This window comes from Achromobacter aloeverae, from assembly GCF_004121055.1.
Lineage (GTDB): Bacteria > Pseudomonadota > Gammaproteobacteria > Burkholderiales > Burkholderiaceae_B > Bordetella_C > Bordetella_C aloeverae.
The window spans coordinates 132,244-149,368 of the sequence record NZ_PYAL01000009.1 but is presented as its reverse complement, the minus strand read 5'-3'; the positions used below and the strand labels follow the sequence as shown (position 1 = coordinate 149,368).

General features: G+C 65.9%; 11 protein-coding genes. 3 read left to right on the top strand and 8 right to left on the bottom strand.

Going from position 1 to position 17,125, the window contains the following annotated elements:
- Positions 1-44: 44 nt before the first annotated feature.
- The 5 genes from C7R54_RS26185 to C7R54_RS26165 form a co-directional block, all read right to left on the bottom strand.
- Complete coding sequence (locus tag C7R54_RS26185; RefSeq protein ID WP_240039724.1) at positions 45-1,238, bottom strand: beta-barrel domain-containing protein; 1,194 nt, start codon at positions 1,236-1,238, stop codon at positions 45-47.
- Positions 1,235-3,004 (bottom strand): ATP-binding cassette domain-containing protein, encoded by a 1,770-nt coding sequence (locus tag C7R54_RS26180; RefSeq protein WP_129153857.1) that lies wholly within the window; start codon positions 3,002-3,004, stop codon positions 1,235-1,237. Before C7R54_RS26180 ends, C7R54_RS26185 begins: the two co-directional genes overlap by 4 nt.
- Complete coding sequence (locus C7R54_RS26175; RefSeq protein WP_240039723.1) at positions 3,001-4,329, bottom strand: TolC family protein; 1,329 nt, start codon at positions 4,327-4,329, stop codon at positions 3,001-3,003. Before C7R54_RS26175 ends, C7R54_RS26180 begins: the two co-directional genes overlap by 4 nt.
- On the bottom strand, positions 4,326-8,750 hold the full coding sequence (locus C7R54_RS26170) for a beta strand repeat-containing protein (protein WP_192903748.1): 4,425 nt from the start codon (positions 8,748-8,750) through the stop codon (positions 4,326-4,328). Before C7R54_RS26170 ends, C7R54_RS26175 begins: the two co-directional genes overlap by 4 nt.
- 274 nt (positions 8,751-9,024) lie before the next feature.
- Positions 9,025-10,209: a helix-turn-helix transcriptional regulator gene (locus tag C7R54_RS26165; protein ID WP_129153855.1), complete on the bottom strand. Its 1,185-nt coding sequence runs from the start codon at positions 10,207-10,209 to the stop codon at positions 9,025-9,027.
- A gap of 307 nt (positions 10,210-10,516) precedes the next feature.
- Between C7R54_RS26165 and C7R54_RS29395 the strand changes: the two genes are divergently transcribed.
- The 3 genes from C7R54_RS29395 to C7R54_RS26150 all read left to right on the top strand — a co-directional run bounded on the left by C7R54_RS29395 (position 10,517) and on the right by C7R54_RS26150 (position 14,374).
- A complete protein-coding gene (locus tag C7R54_RS29395) occupies positions 10,517-12,475 on the top strand; it encodes a methyl-accepting chemotaxis protein (protein WP_275669708.1) in 1,959 nt (652 codons plus the stop codon).
- A gap of 87 nt (positions 12,476-12,562) precedes the next feature.
- Positions 12,563-13,333 carry an AraC family transcriptional regulator gene (locus C7R54_RS26155; protein WP_129153853.1) on the top strand — a complete coding sequence of 257 codons (771 nt, stop codon included), beginning with the start codon at positions 12,563-12,565 and terminating at the stop codon, positions 13,331-13,333.
- Between the two features lie 90 nt (positions 13,334-13,423).
- A complete protein-coding gene (locus C7R54_RS26150; RefSeq protein WP_129154058.1) occupies positions 13,424-14,374 on the top strand; it encodes a DMT family transporter in 951 nt (316 codons plus the stop codon).
- Between the two features lie 9 nt (positions 14,375-14,383).
- On the opposite strand, the gene C7R54_RS26145 is transcribed toward C7R54_RS26150, so the two are convergent.
- The 3 genes from C7R54_RS26145 to C7R54_RS26135 form a co-directional block, all read right to left on the bottom strand.
- Entirely contained in the window at positions 14,384-15,604 is a 1,221-nt protein-coding gene (locus C7R54_RS26145) for a type II toxin-antitoxin system HipA family toxin (protein WP_129153852.1), read from the bottom strand.
- Positions 15,605-15,610: 6 nt separating this feature from the next.
- Entirely contained in the window at positions 15,611-15,934 is a 324-nt protein-coding gene (locus tag C7R54_RS26140) for a helix-turn-helix domain-containing protein (protein WP_240039721.1), read from the bottom strand.
- Positions 15,935-16,024: 90 nt separating this feature from the next.
- Complete coding sequence (locus C7R54_RS26135) at positions 16,025-17,095, bottom strand: RNA methyltransferase (protein ID WP_129153851.1); 1,071 nt, start codon at positions 17,093-17,095, stop codon at positions 16,025-16,027.
- Positions 17,096-17,125: the final 30 nt, after the last annotated feature.

Sequence of the window (17,125 nt, the reverse complement as noted above, 5' to 3'; positions counted from 1 at the left end):
GGCGGCGGACCGACGGCGAACCGACGGCGCACCAGCGGCGAACCTCAGCGCTCCTGCAAGGACTCGCCCAGCGTCTTCGTGATGGGCTTGGTCAGGTATTCCCACACCGTGTGCTTGCCGGTCTTGATCTCGACAGTGGCCGTCATCCCGGGCTGGGTCTGTATGGGCTGGCCGTCGCGGCTGGTGAGCTCGCGGCTCCTGGTCTTGACCTGCACGCGGTAGTAGGGTTGCTGCGTGCCGTCCTTCGCCTCGTCGTTCAGGGTGTCGGCGCTGATGTAGCTGACCGTCCCCTGCAAGGATCCGTAGATCGAGTAATCGTAGGCGTCGAGCTTGATACTGGACGGCAGCTGGGCCTTGATGAACGCGATGTCGCGCGGCTTGACCTTGGCCTCGATGACCAGGTCCTCGTCGATCGGCACGATCTGCAGGATCTCGTCCCCCGCGCGCGCCACCCCGCCCAGGGCGGTGGTCAGGCGCACGTTGCGCACCACGCCGTCCATGGGGGCGTAGATCTGCGTGTGTTCGAGCTGTTCCCGCCGCTGGGCCAGCACCTGGGTGGCGCCTTCGAGGTCTTCTTGCGCCTTGGCGAGGTCGGCCTGGGCATCCTGGTAGTACTTGTTGCGCTTGTTGGTGATCTGGCCGGACAGGTCGACCACCTGCCGTTGCAGCTTCAGCACCTCGGCGCGACTGACGTCGCCGCGCGACACCAGCGGCAGGTTCATGCTCAGTTCCGCCTGCGCCAGCTTGCGGGCCTGCTCCAGCGCGCCGATTTCCTCCTTCAAGGCGGCTTGCCGCCGCCGCAGCAAGGCTATCTGGTTGTCGCGCAGTTCGGGATAGGCGCCGGCGTCGGCATCGAAACGCAAGGGCGTGTCGAACACTTCGGCCTGCAAGCGCGCCACCGCCACCTTCAGGCCCGCGACCTTGGCCACGCTTTCCTGCACGGCCGCGCGCGCGCGGGTCTGTTCGAAACGGAACAACTGCTGGCCGCGCCTGACCGTGTCGCCTTCGCGCACCAGCATCTCCTCCAGCACGCCGCCGTCCGGCGCCTGGATCACCTGATTGCGCGAACTGACGATCACCTGCCCGTTGGCGCGCGTGATCTTGTCCAGCTCGGCCCAGTGGGCCCACAGCACGAAGCCCGCCACCGCCACCACGATGGCCCACAACAGCGCGCGGCTGCCCTTGCCCACGCCGCCGTCATCCGCCAGGCGGACGTCGAAATCCATATGGGTGTTCATGACTGGGGCGCCTCCACCGGCATCCGTGCGGCGTTCAATTGCGCGATGACCTCGTCGCGCGGACCGTCCAGCACGACCCGGCCGCCCTGCATCACGATCAGGCGCGTAAACAGCGGCAGCAAGGCGGTCTTGTGCGTGGCGATCAAAGCCGTGCGCGCGCCTTGCAGTTCTTCCCGCAACAGGCGCACCACCAGCGCCTCGTTGTCGGCGTCCATCGCGCCGGTTGGTTCGTCCAGCAGCCACATGGCCGGGCGCGCCAGCAGCAGGCGCGTCAAGGCCAACTGCTGCCTCTGACCGCCCGACACGCCGCGGCCGCCTTCGGCGATGGGCAGGGCCAGGCCCTTGGACTGGCCGGTGATCAAGCGCGCCAGCCCAGTGCGCCTGGCGGCCGCCAGCAAGGCCGCGTCGCCGGGGTCGGGCAAGCCCAGCAGCAGGTTGTCGCGCAAGGTGCCGCTGAACAGCCGCGGGTCCTGCGGCAGATAGCCCACCGCCGCGCGAGCCACGTCCGGGGCTATCTGCGCGGCGTCCAGGTCCGAGAGGAAGACCCGGCCCTCGTGGGGCCGATACAGCGTGCTGGCCAGCTTGAGCAAGGTGCTCTTGCCCGAGCCCACCGGGCCCAGCAGGCCGACGCGCTCGCCTTGTCGAATCCGCAAGCGCTCCAGGTCCAACGCGGGCTGGGCTTCGCGGACATAGGCAAAACGCACGCGCTCGAAACGCAAGGAGGGTTCCAGCACGCCGGGCTTGAGCGCCTGCTCGCGCTCGTCTTCCTCGCTGGGCAGGGCCAGCAGGCGGTCCAGCGCATCCAGCGCCACCCGCGCATGGGCCCATTGCATCATCACGCCGGGCAGCTGGATCAGCGGCGACAGCGCGCGGTTGCAGAGGATGGAACAGGCCAGCAAGCCACCCATCGTGATCCGGTTCTCGGAAACCAGCCACGCGCCGAACGCGATGACGGCCACGTAGCCCAACTGCTGCAGGCTGGTCGCCAGCTGCTGCGCGAGGCCACCGTGATCGCGCGACTGGCGCTCCGCCAGGGCGGCCTGGTCCACCAATGCGCTCCAGCGCGCCTGCAAGGCCTGTTCACCGCCATTGGCCTTCACCGACTCGGCGCCATCGACGGCCTCGACCAGCAAGCCGGCCTTCTGGTTCGCCGCCGCCTGCTGCGCGCGCGCATGCCGCCGCACCAGCGCCTGCAGGGCCAGGCCCGTCAGCACGCTCACCGGCGCCACCACCAGCGGCACCAGCGCGACCCAGCTGCCCACCAACGCGATCACGCCGATGTACAGCAGCGCGAACGGCATGTCGGCCAGCACCAGCAAGGACGTCGCGGTCATCACGCCCCGCACCAGTTCGAAGCCCTTGATCTGCGAAGCCAGCGTGCCCACCGTCGGCGGCCGGGCCTCCATCCGCACGCGCATCATGCGTTCGAAGAAACGCCGCGACAACGTCCGGTCGACCGAGCTGGCGATACGTTCCTGCATGCGGCCGCGCAGCAGGCGAAGCAGGAACTCCAGCACCACCGCCAGGCTCACGCCCACCGTCAGCACCCAAAGGGTCTGGTGACCTTCGCTGGGAATCACCCGGTCATACACCTGCATGGAGAACATCGAGGTGCCCAGGGCCAGCAGGTTGGCCACGGTGGTCGCCACCAGGGTCTCCACGAAAGGCCCCTTGCGCAGCCACAGCGCGGCCATCACCCAGCGCAGCGCCTTGGGCCGCGCGGGCGCGACCGACCCGCCTCCCCCGCTTTCCAGAAAATGCTTCATTGCAGGCTCCCCGATTCCAGGCGCAGGCGCAGGGCCGCGGCCTGGGCCTCGTAGCGCACGTCCACGCTCGCCAGTTCGGCCTGCTCCACTTCACGCACGGAATTCATCATGTCCAACCAGCTTTTGCGTCCCGCCACGTATTGGCGTGAATAGGAATCCGCCACCTCGGCCGCCGTGCCCTGTATGCGCCTGGCCACATCCAGGCGCAGCCTGGCGTCCTGCCATTGCGCCCAGTCCGATTCGAACTGCTGGGTCACCTCGCGCACGGCCGCCTCGCGCGCCTGGCGCGTGGCCTCCTGCTGCGCCCGCGCCTCGCTGACCGCCGACAAGGCCGACAGCCCCGCGCCGGTCTGCCACTGCAACACGACCAGCGCGCGGTTGGTCGATCCCACGCCGGTGCCGACCAGCGCCGTCCCCTGGAGGTTTTCCAGGCGCAGCAGCACCGCCGGGCTCAAGACCGCGCGGCGCACGCGCACCGTGGCCTCGGCCTGACGTTCCTCGTAGCGCAGGCGTTTCAGGCGCGGCGAGACGTCCAGCGTGCGCGCGAGCAGGCCGGGCTTGTCGTCGGCCAGGCCTGCCTCGTCGCCTGGGCTCTCGACCACGCGGCCCACCGGCTCGCCGACCAGCTGCTCCAGCTGCACCAGCGCCGTGCGCAAGGCCTGCTTGCCGGCGTTGACGTCGTTGACGCTGGCCAGCAGGCGCGACTGCGCCAGGTTGAGGTCGGCGGAGGCGCTGACTTCCTGGGCCACACGACGCCGTATCATGCCCTGCAGCTTGTCCAGCTGGGCCACATGGCCTTGCGCGACGCGCACGCGCTCCTGCTGGCGCATGGCCTCGCTGGCGGCGTTGGCGACCTTCATGCGCAGGTCGAGTTGCACCTCGGTGATCGCCGCGTCCGATGCCTGCAAGCGCTGGTCGGCCGCATCGATGCCGGCATCGATGCGGCCACCGGTCCACAGGGGCTGGTCCAGCCGGATCGCGCGCGTCGAGCCGTTGAGCGTATCCGTGCCGGTGCCGCCCAAGGAACGCGAGCCCAGCTCCACGCTGGGCGTGGGGAAGCGCTGCCAACCGGCGGCATCGCGGTTGGCTTGGGCCGCCGCGTGGTCGGCGCGCCGGCCGGCCACCGACGGGTGGGTGGTTTCCGCCCGTTGCAGCAAGGCGGGGATCGTCCAGTCCCCCGCCGCCATTGACGTGGCCGGCGCCAGCATCGAGACTGCCAGCGCCAGCACCGTCGGCGCCGCAACCAGGGCGATCCGCCGCGGCATGCGGGCGGCAGGCCCGCGGCAGGATTCCATCGACAACCACTTCCTGTTGCTACGGCTCATGCGTGCGTGATGGTCCCATTGTTGAACTGCAACTGGTCCAGCGTCACGTTGCTCAGCAGGATGGCGGTCGTGCTCACATTGCTGCTGCTATCGCCGTCGTAGAGCACCAGGGTGCTGCCGCCCGCCGCATTCACGGTGAACGTGCCGCCGGCGTAGGTTCCTTGCACGGCGTGGTACGACTGGTCGGCCAGCACCCCATCGGCGGCCTGGCTGGCGTCGGCGAGGTGGGCCAGGCCGACGTCGGGACCCAGCAGGATCTGGTCACTGGCGGAGAAGTCCGTAATGACATCCAGTCCGTTGGCGAACGACAAGGTGCTGCCGTCGCCGTCCACCGTCGCGCCCGCCAGCTGGATGCTGGTCGCCAGGGGCGTATCGCCCTGGAAGAACGCGAAGGTGTCCGCGCCGCCGTTGCCGGTCAGCGTATCGGCCCCCTTGCCGCCGATCAGGACGTCGTCGCCGGCGCCGCCGATCAGCGTGTCGTTCCCCTGCATGCCGCCGAAGGCGCCCGTAGTCACGCCGGAGCCGTCCTCGCCATGCACGAACAGGTGTTCATTCGCCGTCAACGCCGAGCCGTCGATGGTGACGCCCATCGTGGTCGGATTGTTGTTGACGTCGTATCCGGTGACGCCGATGTCGCCATACGCGCCGTCGCCGTTGTAGTCGGCCGATGCCGCCATGTTGGCGGTCAGCACCACCGTCATGTGGCCCTGGGAGCCGGACGTATCCGACATCACGTCGACCCGGTCGATATAGCTGACGCTGTGCGCGTCATGGAAATCGTAGGTGATGTCCGTCGATGCCGCGCCGAGCTGGATGCGATCCCGGGTGGCGGGATCGCCGCCGTCGGCCAGGGTGCCCGGGTCGCCATCCCACACCGTGCTGGTTCCCGTAATGGTATCGCCGTGCAGTTCGAGCGGATCGCCGCTCATGTACTGGATGCGGTCCGCGCCGTCGCCGCCGTAGATGGTATCGGCGCCCAGGCCGCCCGTGATGCGGTCGTCGCCAGCGCCAGCATAAATGATGTCATCGCCCAGGCCCGTGTTGATGCGATCCGGGCCGGCGCCGCCGTAGATGATGTCGTTGCCGTTCATGCCGCCGAAGGGCTGGTTGGGGGCGCCCACCGGGCCGTTGGAACCCGAGCCGGGCTGGCCATCCACTTCGATCCACTGGCCGGCCCCAAGCGCGCGGGCATCCACCGTGATGCTGGTCATGGTAGGCAGGTTGGCGCCGTTGGCATCCGTGGCATTGTCGTATCCCGTGATGCGGATGTCGCCATGGACGCCGTCGCCGTTGAAGTCCGCCGACGCCACCATGTCGGCGGAGAGGACGATCGTCACGCTGCCGGGCGTCGCCCCGCCCATGGTGGCGGCGTAACTGGGCAAGGGACTGGGACCCGAGCCGGTTCCCGACTGCACGTCGACACGGTCGATGTAGCTGACGTTGGCGGTGCTGAAATCGTAGGTCCCGTTGCCGAAAAGCTGGATACGATCCTGGGTAGTGGGATCGCCGCCGTCGGCGACGGGCGACACATGGTCCCAAATGGTATCGGTGCCGGTAATGACGTCGCCGGCCAGGTGGCCGGGGCTGGTGTACTGGAAACGGTCCGCGCCATCGCCGCCATGGAGGGTATCGGCGCCGCCATTGCCCCGGATACGATCGTCGCCGGCGCCACCGTAGATGGTGTCGTTGCCGGGTCCGCCGCGCAAGACGTCGTCGCCATCGCCGCCCATGATGAACACGGGCGCCGTCACCCCCGACTCGTCCAGGGTAACCCCGCCGTCTTGCCCGATGAACAGCGCCAAGGCGGACGTAAGGCCGGGATTGCCGGCCTGGTCGGTGATCGACGCGCCCAGGGTCGCGGAGCCCGAGTCGGGCGTGTTGGACAGGGCGACATCCACATAGCCGTTCGCGAGATCGGCCGCCGTCACCTGCTGGGAGCCGGCGGGATTCGTCGCGTCGATGGTGGTAATCGTCACGGTGACAAGGTCCCCCTCCGCAATGCGGTGCCCATCCGTCGAGGAAACGTCGAGCCACACACGCAGCGTGCCGCCCGTTTCCGTCGGAATGACGGTCAAGCGAGTGGGCGCGGCTGCCGGCGTGGTATCGAGCGTGAAGTCCAGCTCGGCATTCGAGCCGAGATTGCCGGCGGCGTCGCGCTGGCGCACCAGCACGGTCTTGTCGCCATCGGGCGTGCCGTTCAGGTTGATGATGCCGCTGCTACCGGCCGTCCAGTGCGCGCCATTGTCGAGGCTGTACTCCCACGTGGCGCCGGACTCCAGGCCCGACACCGTGACGACGCCATTGCCGGTCACGGCGGCGCCATGGCTGGTATCGTTGCCCAGCGCCAGCGTGGGCGCGGAAGGCACGATCGTGTCCACGACCACGGCGACACCCGCGGTGGCGGTGCTCTCGTTGCCGGCCTTGTCGGTGACCGTGGCCGTCAGCGTATTGCTGCCCTCGACCAGGCCGGACACGGTCACGGTGGCGGCGCCCGCCGCGATGTCGGCGGCGGTCAGCACGTACGTGCCGACCACGGTGTTGCCGGCGTAAACATTGACGGTATCGCCGGCCATCGCGGCCGTGCCGTCGGTGGCGCTCGCATCGAACGAGACGTGTACCGTCGCCGTGGTGAGATTGGTCAGCGCCGCGTCGGCCGTCAGCCCGGTAGCGTGCGGCGCGATCCTGTCCAGCGCGGCGGACTGCACATCGGAGATCGATGCGATGTCGCCGGCGTTGGCGATGGCGGTCGCCGCGGCATCGGCGAGGTTCTCGGCGCTTGCCGCCGCGGCCGCCGCGGCGTTGCCCGCGATGGTGGCGTCGACGCCGGCATGCGTCAGGGCATCGGCCACCGCCGAGGTCACGGCGAGGTTCACCGTGGGCCCTACCGTCGCGGCAAGGTCAACCGCGCCGCTGGCGCCGGTGATCGAATCGGCCAACGCGGCCAGCACGCTATTGCTGGCGGTCGCCGCCGCGCCGGAGGCGTCCGCGCCCGTGGTGCCGGACGTGGCGTCATAGGCCGCCGCGGCAGCCTGGGCCATGGCCGTCGCAATGGTGGCGGCGGCTTTCTGGGCGGCCAGGTCGTTCTGGTTGATGGGGTCGTAGTGCAACAGGTCGACCGTGCCCAGGCCCAGCGCCGCCTGGACCTGCGCGGCCGCCTGCGCCGCCGTCTGCCCGGTGGCCTGCACCACCGCCGCCACCAGCGTGGTCAGCGGATTGATGACGGTGGAGCCGCTCGGCGCCTTGAGTTCGACCGTATTCGCCACGCCGGTGTCGATGTTCACGCCGCCCTTGGCGACGACGGTGCCCGACGGGACGCTGGCGGGCAGGAAGAAGCTGCCATTGGCATCGGTCTTGATGCCCGTATCGTAGTCGGCCGTACCGTCGCCGTTGGTGTCGATCCAGATCTCGGCGCCGCGCACGTAACCGTCCGCCACCGAGGCCGAGCTGATCGAGAAGCTGGCCGCGTCGTTGCCCGCCGCATCCTGGATCGCCGAGGCGTCGTTGCCCGCGGTGGGGTCGTTGTACGCCACCGATACGCTATCGTGGGCCCCGAACGCATTGGTCAGCGTGAGCGTGATGGTCGAGCCGCTGATGGAAATGCTGGCGACGGGGTTGGCCGCGCCGTTGGTGCTGATCACGAAGTCGCCGAGCGAAGGCGGATGGGAAGCGTCCAGGGCTTCATTGAAGGTAATGACGATGGTGCCTTGCCCGGCGCCGCCGCTGTGGGCGGCGATGCTGACGAAGCTGGGCGGCGTGGTGTCCGTCGCGCCGCCGGAGCCGGGGCCGGAGCCCGAGCCGGACGGGGGATTCTCGCCCGGCGAGCCGTTATCGCCGACAGGGGCGGACGGATTGTCGACCGTGCCGCCGCCAGCCGCGCCGGGCGTGGTGGAGCCGCCCGTGGCGCCGCCGGAGGACGACGACGAGCCGCCACCGCCACCACCGCCACCGCTCGCGGCGGCGGCGATGATGCCGACGCCAAGCGCCCCAAGCGCTGCGATCATCCCGCCCGACAGGCCTCCGGAACCCCCCGCCGCGCTCGCGTCGCTTGCGCTGTCCGCCGGCGCGGCATCGGTCTGGGCGGTTCCAGCGCTGGCGTACTCGATCCGTTCGCCTTGCGCCTGGTAGGTCTCCTCGCGGTAGCTGCCGATACCGGCGTCGTCGACTTGCGCCTGGAGGTCGTCCTCCTGCGAAGCCGGCGCAGCGGCATCGTCGATGCGCGCCGTCAGCTTGGACCGGACTTGGGCCGCCGGGTCATCCTGGACCAGGATGCCCTTGGCGCTATCCACGGTCCAGCCTTCCACGGGAAGATGTCCCGGGTGTCGCTTCACCGCGGCTCGCTGTGTTTCAGGCAGACGCGCAGCGCGCGTGGCCTTGGGAGTCAGGGGAGTGGAGGAAGCGTTGATCACCACATCAGCAGCCATGTTTGAGCCCTTGGTAGAGAATTCACGATCGTCAAATAATGACGAATGCATTAACTATTCGATATTCAATACATCCAAATGTAACTATTCGAGGCGAAAACTCAGGCACTGGTATATCTAGATACAAAACAGCGAACGCCGAGCTGAACGGAACCCGAATGCGCGAATGCTAGAACTGTCCATCATCAAAATCTCCCCACAAATAGGGGATGGACAATCGCCAGGAAATGGAATAGGAAATTCGACGCGGAACAGAAGATCCACGCGCTATGCGCTATGGCTTGGAAATGCCCAGCATCAGTTTCACGAAGCGGGTCCGGGTATCGACGCCGAGCTTGGCGTAGATGCTCTTGATATGCGTCCGTACGGTGTTCGGACTGACGCCGAGCGCGGCAGCCACATCCTTGGCCGAGGCGCGCTCGACCAGGGTTGCCGCCACGCGCGCCTCCATCGCGGTCAAGCCGTAGCTCTCCCGCAAGGCGCCGGTGTTGATCGGCGCCGGATCGGAACCGTCGGCAATGAAAATGATGGCGGCGTATGCGCCGCCATCGCCCCCGAATTCGTTGTGCGAACCCAACGCGGAAAACTGCAGCGCGTAGCTGCCGGGACGCGCCGCGCGAGGAATGACGATCGATTTTGAAAAATGCTGCGCGGCGTAGGGATCCACGCTCAACGTGGCATCGATGGCGGTCCTGATTGTCAGGCTCGTCGATAGCGTGTGCCCCGCCAACTCCTTGTGTTCAGCCGCGTGGGCAGCCTTGCGCAGGTACAGTCCGTCGCCAGCCTCCAGCATGGCCGAGGCCGCGCGATTGGCGAAGGCCACATACCCCAGTCGATCCAGCAGCAAGACGCCGGACGGCAAGCGGTCCAGCGCGGCGAGGCTGGTGGCCAGCGTCAACTCGGTCGAACGCAGGCGCTGCATGACGCCGAGCGAGCGCGACAGGTGGGGTAGCAGCAGGCGCAGCCGCGTCCGATCCATCTCGGTGAAATCCGGATGGTGGGAACCCCGGAAAAACGAGCACGTGGTCGGCAGCGATGTCGCGGACTCGCTTCCAAATACGATGCCGGTCAGCAGTTGCACCATGTTCCGGTTGTGCGACAGGCATTCCTTGTAGAACACCGATTCGAGCAACTGCTTGCGCGGCACGATATCGTCGCCGCTCACGATGACGCCTGTCGAATAGAGATTCTTCGCCGCCATCGCGATCTTCCAGACGTCGGCGTCGTAGTACTTCTGCACGTACAGGTCCACGAGTTCCTGCTCGATGCCATGCAGGAAGAAATAGCCACCCTGCTGCGGCGTATGCAGCCACGAGTACATGATGCAACTGGGCGCGCCAAGGTATTCCGCGACCGAAGGGAGGATGTCCCGGGTCCAGCGATCGGGCGCTGTCGCCCCTTCATAGATCAGGTCGACAAGCTGCCCGAAGCGCGCCAGTTCCTTGACCGCCATATCCATCAGCCTTTCCCCCGCTTGCTCTTTTTTGAACGCCGCCTTGGCGTTTTCTTATTGATGACTATGGAGAAATGTAGAGCACCGCCCGACCCGCGCGGCCGATTTCATGGGATTGTTGCCTAACAACATCATGGTGTTGCGCGGGGGAATCGGGTCTGATATCGAGCGGCCGCACGGCGCATGGTTGAGACACCGAGGCGGACCGCGCGGTGCGTCGACCCATCGTCGAATACGTGAATCGACGTATTGCCGCCGAATTCAGCGCAGGTATGATCAAAACCATTGTAACTATTTGACATACTTCGCCGCCATGATCAGATTTATTTCCAATCTGCGTCTGTCCCGGAAATTCCTGGTGCTCGGCGGGGTGGCGATCACCGTTTGCGGATTCCTGCTGGCCCTGCATGTAAACACTGCCTACCAGCAAATTTCCCGCATCGATACCGAACTGAGCGGCCTGGGTCCTTCCCAGGACCTGCTCAATCTGATGCGCCTGGCGCAACAACATCGGGCGGCGTCGTCGCTGGCGCTCAATGCCAGGGGCGATGCTTCGGCTGAACAGAAACGCACTGCCCTGCAAGGCCAGGCAGACCAGATCGCGCGGCGCATCGACGCCTTTGTCCGGGGGCCTGGCGGAAGCGAGCGCTTGCGTGAAGACTACGCCCGGCTCAACGGGCACTGGCAGGCGCTGGCCGCGGACATCGCCGCCAAGCGCATCAGCAGCGACGAAAGCGTGGCCCGGCACATCGCCCTGATCGCGCAAGCGCTCGAATTGCATGATCGCATCCTGGACCATTTCGGGCTGACGCTGGAGTCCGTGCCGGCCAACTACTTCGCGATCACCGCGTCGCTGGTGAACCTGCCGCGCTTGACCGAGTTCATGGGCCAGATGCGGGTCTATGGCGTCGTGGCATTGACCCGGCAAGATGCCAGTCCCGCGGATCGCACCCGTCTGGCGTCGCTGGCCTCCCGTACCGAGGCGGGGCTGCACGATATGCGGATCGTTTATGGCAAGGCCTTCGACGCGGCCCCCGGGCTACGGGCGGCGTTGGACCAGGATCTTGGACTGGTCGGCGACAGGATCAAGAGCACGTTGGCGCTGGCCGAGCGGGAAATCGTCGACGCGCAGCGCCTGGCCTATCCAGCCAGCCAGTATCTGCAAACCCTCACCGCCACCATCGATGCGACGTATGCCTTGGCCGACAAGGCCGCGGGTCAGGTGCAGGCGCAGTTGCAGGCGGAGCGCTCGGACATCCTTATAAGCCAGGCAGCCTTGCTGGGCGGCTGCCTGTTGCTGGTCCTACTGGGTATCGTGCTGGGGATCATCGTCGTCCGCGCCATTACCCTGCCGGTCGAGGCGGCGCAGTCCGTCGCCAACCGGATCGCGGCGGGCGACCTGACGGGCCGCATCCCAACAGGCGGCAAGGACGAGATCGGCGCCCTGCTCAACGCCATGCGGACCATGAACGAGAACTTGAGCGGCATCGTCGCGCAAGTACGCAGCGGCGCGGACGCCATTGCCATTTCGTCGCAGCAGATTGCCGCGGGCAATACCGACCTCTCCTCGCGGACCGAGCAGCAGGCGGCGTCGCTGGAAGAGACGGCGGCGTCGATGGAGGAACTGGCATCGACCGTCAAGCAGAATGCCGACAATGCGCGCCAAGCCAATCGATTGGCGGCGACCGCCTCGGCAGTCGCGGTGCGCGGCGGCGCGGCGGTGGCCGATGTCGTCGGCACCATGCAGGCCATCTCGGCCAGTTCGGACAAAATTGCCGAAATCGTGTCGGTGATCGACGGTATTGCGTTCCAGACCAATATTCTCGCCTTGAACGCGGCGGTGGAAGCCGCCCGGGCGGGCGAACTGGGCAAGGGATTCGCCGTGGTGGCGGGCGAGGTGCGCACGCTGGCCCAGCGCAGCGCCGTCGCCGCCAGGGAAATCAAGGCGCTGATCGAAAGCTCGGTGGAAAAGGTGAACATGGGCGCGCAGCAGGTCGAGCAGACGGGCATCACCATGCGGGAAATCGTGGCCTCGGTACAGCGGGTGACCGACATCATGGGCGAGATTTCCGCGGCGTCCGAGGAGCAGGCGGGCGGCATCGACCAGATCAACCACGCCGTGGCGCAAATGGATGAAGTGACGCAGCACAATGCCGCCCTGGTGGAACAAGCCGCCGCGGCCTCGAACGCCCAGCAGGAACAGGCGCACCAACTGGTCGGCGCGGTAAGCGCCTTCCGGACCGGGGCAGCGCCCGCGGCTTTGGCTGCATGAACATGGGAGAGGTACGGTCAACGCCCATTCCCCACCGCCTCGAAAGCATCGCCTGGGGCCGCACCGCCCAAGTGTAGAATCGGGCACGTGATTACAAGCGGCCCTGGCACCCCTCGCCCAATTTCGCTCGCCGTACGCAGCTACGGCGCGGCCGGGGCGCTGCATGCTCATGATTTCGAGCAGTTGGTGCTGCCCGTATACGGCGGCATGGAAATCGAGGTGGGAGGCCGTGGCGGTCGGTTGACCCAGGGGGTGGGAGCCTTCGTCCCGAGAAACACGGGTCATGCCCAATCCAGCGGGGCGAAGAACCGCTTTCTCGTGGTGGATGTCTCGACCGGGGCGCTGGATTCGGCGTCCGTGGAACGGCTATCGAGGAATCGCTTCTTCGCCGTGACGCCGGCGGCGGAGCACCTGGTTCAATACATGGCGCTGGCGCTCGATGGCGGTGGCGATGAGGCGCGCTCGACGCACTGGCTCTCTCTTTTTCTCGGCGCCATGGAAACCCCGGTCACGGGGCCGAAGTCCCGCTTGAGCGGCTTGCTGGAAAAGCTGAAGTCCCGTCCAGGACGGGCCTGGACCGTCGACGAAATGGCGGCCATCGTGGGCGTGAGCGAAAGTCGCCTGTACGTCCTCTTTCGAAATGCGTTCGACTGCACGCCCCACGCCTGGCTGGCTGAACAGCGCATGCAGGCCGTGCGTCATGGGCTGTCCTCCACATCGATGTCCATCGCCGAGATTGCCGGCATGGCCGGATTCTCCGACCAAAGTGCGCTCACGCGCGCCTTCCGGCAGGCCACGAATTTCACGCCGGCGGAATATCGAAAGCTTCAGCAAGAGCTTCGGTCAAATAAACAATAGCTCTGGTCAAACGCCGATTTTTTCCGCGCAGTATCCTTGCGGACAATCGGAGGCCACGTTTTGACAAATTCCAGAATCGCAGCCGGAACGATGTACGGTGCGGGCGCTGGAGCGTTATGGGGATTCGTGTTCCTTGCTCCTGAACTCGTCCGCGACTTCAATCCGCTATTTCTTACCGTCGGACGCTATCTCGGCTTCGGCCTGATCGCGGCGGTGCTGGCGATACGTCGCTGGCATCGCGTCCAAGCGACCTTTCGAAAGCGGGACATCGTCGTCGTCGCCCAGCTCTCGTTCGTCGGAAACATTCTCTACTACGTCTTTCTTGCGTCAGCGGTGAAGTTCGCCGGCATTGCCATGACGTCCCTGGTCATCGGCTTCCTGCCTGTCGCCGTGACCATCATCGGCAGCCGCGAAAAACACGCCGTCCCGCTGTCCCGGCTCAAGCTCTCGCTGGGACTGTGCGCCGGCGGCGCCATCTGCATCGGATGGCAGGCCGTCAGCACCCCGAGCGTCGGGGATGTCGGCCGGACGATCACGGGCTTGCTTTGTGCGCTTGGGGCGCTCGTTTCATGGACATGGTTCGCCGTCGCCAATAGCCGATGGCTGGTGAAACTGCCGCAGGTCTCCACCCATGACTGGAACCTGGTTACCGGCATGGTGACCGGGTTGCTGTCGATCGCGCTACTTCCAGTGGCCTTCGTCGTGGACCACGCACCGCACTCCCTGCCGGCGTGGGCAAGGCTGGTCGCGGTGGCCATGGCGGTCGCCCTCTTCGCCTCTATCCTGGGTAACGCGTGCTGGAACCGGATGAGTCGTCTGCTGCCTCTTACCCTGGTTGGACAGATGATCCTCTTCGAGACGCTATTCGCCCTGATCTACGGCTTGACGTGGGAGAGCCGCCTGCCCCTGTGGAGCGAGTCGGCCGCCTTCGTGCTGGTGGCGGGTAGCGTCGTAACCTGCCTGGCGGCGCATCGGCGTGCGGCTTACTCCGCGACCGACAGCACGAAATCCAGGAAAGACCGGGCCTTGGCCGGAAGGTAGTTGCGGGAGTCAGCCGGCACATCCCCAAGCCGTCGCCATGTCAGCGCGTAACTCCCCGGGGATACGTGCATCCTGTCTGGCTTGCCGCATCGCCTCCCGCATGCCGTCGGTGATTCTCCGCAAAACCTCGTGGGGATTGCTGACCTCGCATACCTTGCTGCCAAACAGCAGCAGTTCCTCATTGGTGGGGTAGGTTCGTTTTTGATGCTTCCCCTTGAAGAGCTTCAGCGCCAACGTCCGGTCTTCCAGTTCCGGGCCACCACCGTATCGGGCGTAGCGATAGATCGACGTAGTGACGACGTCGAACATGGGTGCAAGCCACGCGTCCTCGGCCGATCGATACAAGACCCCATAGTTCTTCAGGTGTCCGTCGCCATTGCGGACCATTACGGTGAAGGCCACCTGCTCGAAGAAACGGTGCAGGTTGACTCGGGGCAACTGCAACTGCTTGAGTAGCTCGGCTACGCGCTCGTAACTTCCTTGATACTTGCGGTCAGCCAGCACGTCGCGCACGCGCAAGCCCGCCAACGCGGCGATGTCCTCAAAACCCAAGCGTTCGACGCCACCATCCTTGGTTGGCACCAAGTCAAAGCGATCCAGTATGAGCATCTGCCCGTCATGGGATAGCGCAAATTCTGGCGTGAGGATGCCGGCGAGTCTGGCTGCCGTCAGGCATAGGTATTCGTTTGCAGCCAGTCCCGGATAGGCGGGGCTCCCTGCCTTGACGATCAACGATGGAATCGGCACCGTAGGCCTATCCGGAATCATGATCTTGGGCTGCATCCCCGCGATTCCCGCCCCTGTGCTGAGGTAAGCCTGCACCAAATCATCGAACACCTCTGGCGTGTAGACCGTGTTCAGCAGCATTTCCTTGGTCATGATCGGCGCTTGCGCCGCGGAAGGCCCGCCTGGCAAACGATAGCCAAGTCGACCTATACCGTTGTCACCGATCAGGGCCAGCAAGTGCATCGGAGTGAGCGGCTGCTTCGGAAAGGCTGCTCGCAATCGAAGCCAGAGATCGCCCTCGGGAAGGTTCTGGTCCATGACCGGAAACAGGTCGCCATCCTGCCAACTGAGTTGGGCGCTGGCCGGCATTAGCAATGCGACGGAGGATTGCTCGGGTTGCGCCGCGAGGTAGCGGAACTCATATCTCGAGCGTTTGATTAGTTGCCCGGCGTCGGCGTCGCGTCCGATGGCGATCTGCAACTCCGGAATCTTTTCGGGCAGCATTCTGCCTTACTCCTCGTCTTCGGCGAAGCGAGCGGCGACTTCCTGCATAGTGGGCAGGCCAGCCTTGACGATCTGCAGCGCCAAACCCATCCCCCCGAGCACCGCCAGCAGGGACGATACCGTCACATCTTCGCCCGATTCGAGACGATAGATGACCTCCCGGACTTTGCCTGCGCGTTGCGCGAGTTCGGTCTTCGAAAGGCCAGCAGATTCCCGCTGAGTTTTCACTTGGGGAGCCAGGTCGCTAAGGATACGAATTTTGTCAGCCATAACTGACATTTTGGTTGAATAAGGGCGGATTTGCAAGTTATGACTTACAAACCCGAGCATGGGCCGTGGCTCATCTGATTCGGCGAAGGATGGCGCTGGAGCTAGCTGCTGCCGACTGTCCTGGCAAGGCTACAGGCCGGGTTAATGTCCTTAGGCACCACGTGTACCAGCAACGTCCGGCCTTGCCGTGCGCTTGCGGCGCAGTTCAACCACCTGTTCCGCGCCGATGGCACGGGCGCGCAGTTGGCCGCAGCCGCCGTCCACATCCTGGCCGGCGCTGTTCCTGACCTTGGTCAGCACGCCACGGCTGTGCAGGTACTGGACGATCTCGCGGATGCGTTCGGGCTCGGGACGTTGGTAGTCACCCCCTTCCAGGCTGTTGAAGGGGATGATGTTGAGGACGCCGTATCTGCCCTTGAGCAGGCGCGCGACGGCATCTAGCTCGTCCTTGCCGTCGTTGATGCCCTTGAGCAGCGTCCATTGATACTGGATCGGGTAGTTGGTATCGCGGGCGTATTCTTCGCCGAGTTCAATCAATTGTTCCGGCGTGATTCTCGACGCGCGCGGCAGCAAATGTTCGCGCAGCTCGGCCCTGGTCGTGTGCAGCGACAACGCCAGCGCGGGCTTGACACGCTGGCGCGGCAGGGCTTCGAACACCCGCGGGTCGCCCACGGTGGAGAACACGAGATTCTTGTGGCCGATATTGCCTTCGGTGCCGAGCAGGTCGATGGCCTCGAGCACATTATCAAGATTGTGCGCCGGTTCCCCCATGCCCATGAAGACGACTTTCTTCACCGGACGCAGGCGCCGCGCCAGCACCACCTGTGCCAGGATTTCCATGCTGGAAACCTGGCGGATCAGGCCGCTCTTGCCGGTCATGCAAAAGCGGCAACCGACCGCGCAGCCGACCTGGGTGGAGACACAGAGGCCGTCACGCGGCAAAAGCACGCTTTCCACCATCTGCCCATCGGCAAGCTCGACCAGCAGGCGCGTACCGTCATTGCCGGCATGTTCCGAGCGGATGCGGGCCAGGCCGTCCAGCGCCGCCGTCAAGGCAGGCACGGCCTCGCGCAGCGCCAGGGGCAGAAAGTCCTGGGAAAGCCGCCGTCGCGTACCGGTATCGATAGCCAGTCCCTGCAACCAGACGCGCACGACCCGGCCACGATGAACGGGCTGGGCGCCGAGGGCGGCGAGACGTCGGTCGAAGTCGGAATAGCGCATGGGGAGCGGATTTTACCCCGCGCCCGCGGG

What these genes read in the sequence shown, in the direction of transcription:
- C7R54_RS26185 (WP_240039724.1), bottom strand. Translation starts at nt 1,238, where the DNA reads ATGAACACCCATATGGATTTCGACGTCCGCCTGGCGGATGACGGCGGC.
- C7R54_RS26180 (WP_129153857.1), bottom strand. Translation starts at nt 3,004, where the DNA reads ATGAAGCATTTTCTGGAAAGCGGGGGAGGCGGGTCGGTCGCGCCCGCG.
- C7R54_RS26175 (WP_240039723.1), bottom strand. Translation starts at nt 4,329, where the DNA reads ATGAGCCGTAGCAACAGGAAGTGGTTGTCGATGGAATCCTGCCGCGGG.
- C7R54_RS26170 (WP_192903748.1), bottom strand. Translation starts at nt 8,750, where the DNA reads ATGGCTGCTGATGTGGTGATCAACGCTTCCTCCACTCCCCTGACTCCC.
- C7R54_RS26165 (WP_129153855.1), bottom strand. Translation starts at nt 10,209, where the DNA reads ATGGATATGGCGGTCAAGGAACTGGCGCGCTTCGGGCAGCTTGTCGAC.
- C7R54_RS29395 (WP_275669708.1), top strand. Translation starts at nt 10,517, where the DNA reads ATGATCAGATTTATTTCCAATCTGCGTCTGTCCCGGAAATTCCTGGTG.
- C7R54_RS26150 (WP_129154058.1), top strand. Translation starts at nt 13,424, where the DNA reads ATGTACGGTGCGGGCGCTGGAGCGTTATGGGGATTCGTGTTCCTTGCT.
- C7R54_RS26145 (WP_129153852.1), bottom strand. Translation starts at nt 15,604, where the DNA reads ATGCTGCCCGAAAAGATTCCGGAGTTGCAGATCGCCATCGGACGCGAC.
- C7R54_RS26140 (WP_240039721.1), bottom strand. Translation starts at nt 15,934, where the DNA reads ATGCTCGGGTTTGTAAGTCATAACTTGCAAATCCGCCCTTATTCAACC.
- C7R54_RS26135 (WP_129153851.1), bottom strand. Translation starts at nt 17,095, where the DNA reads ATGCGCTATTCCGACTTCGACCGACGTCTCGCCGCCCTCGGCGCCCAG.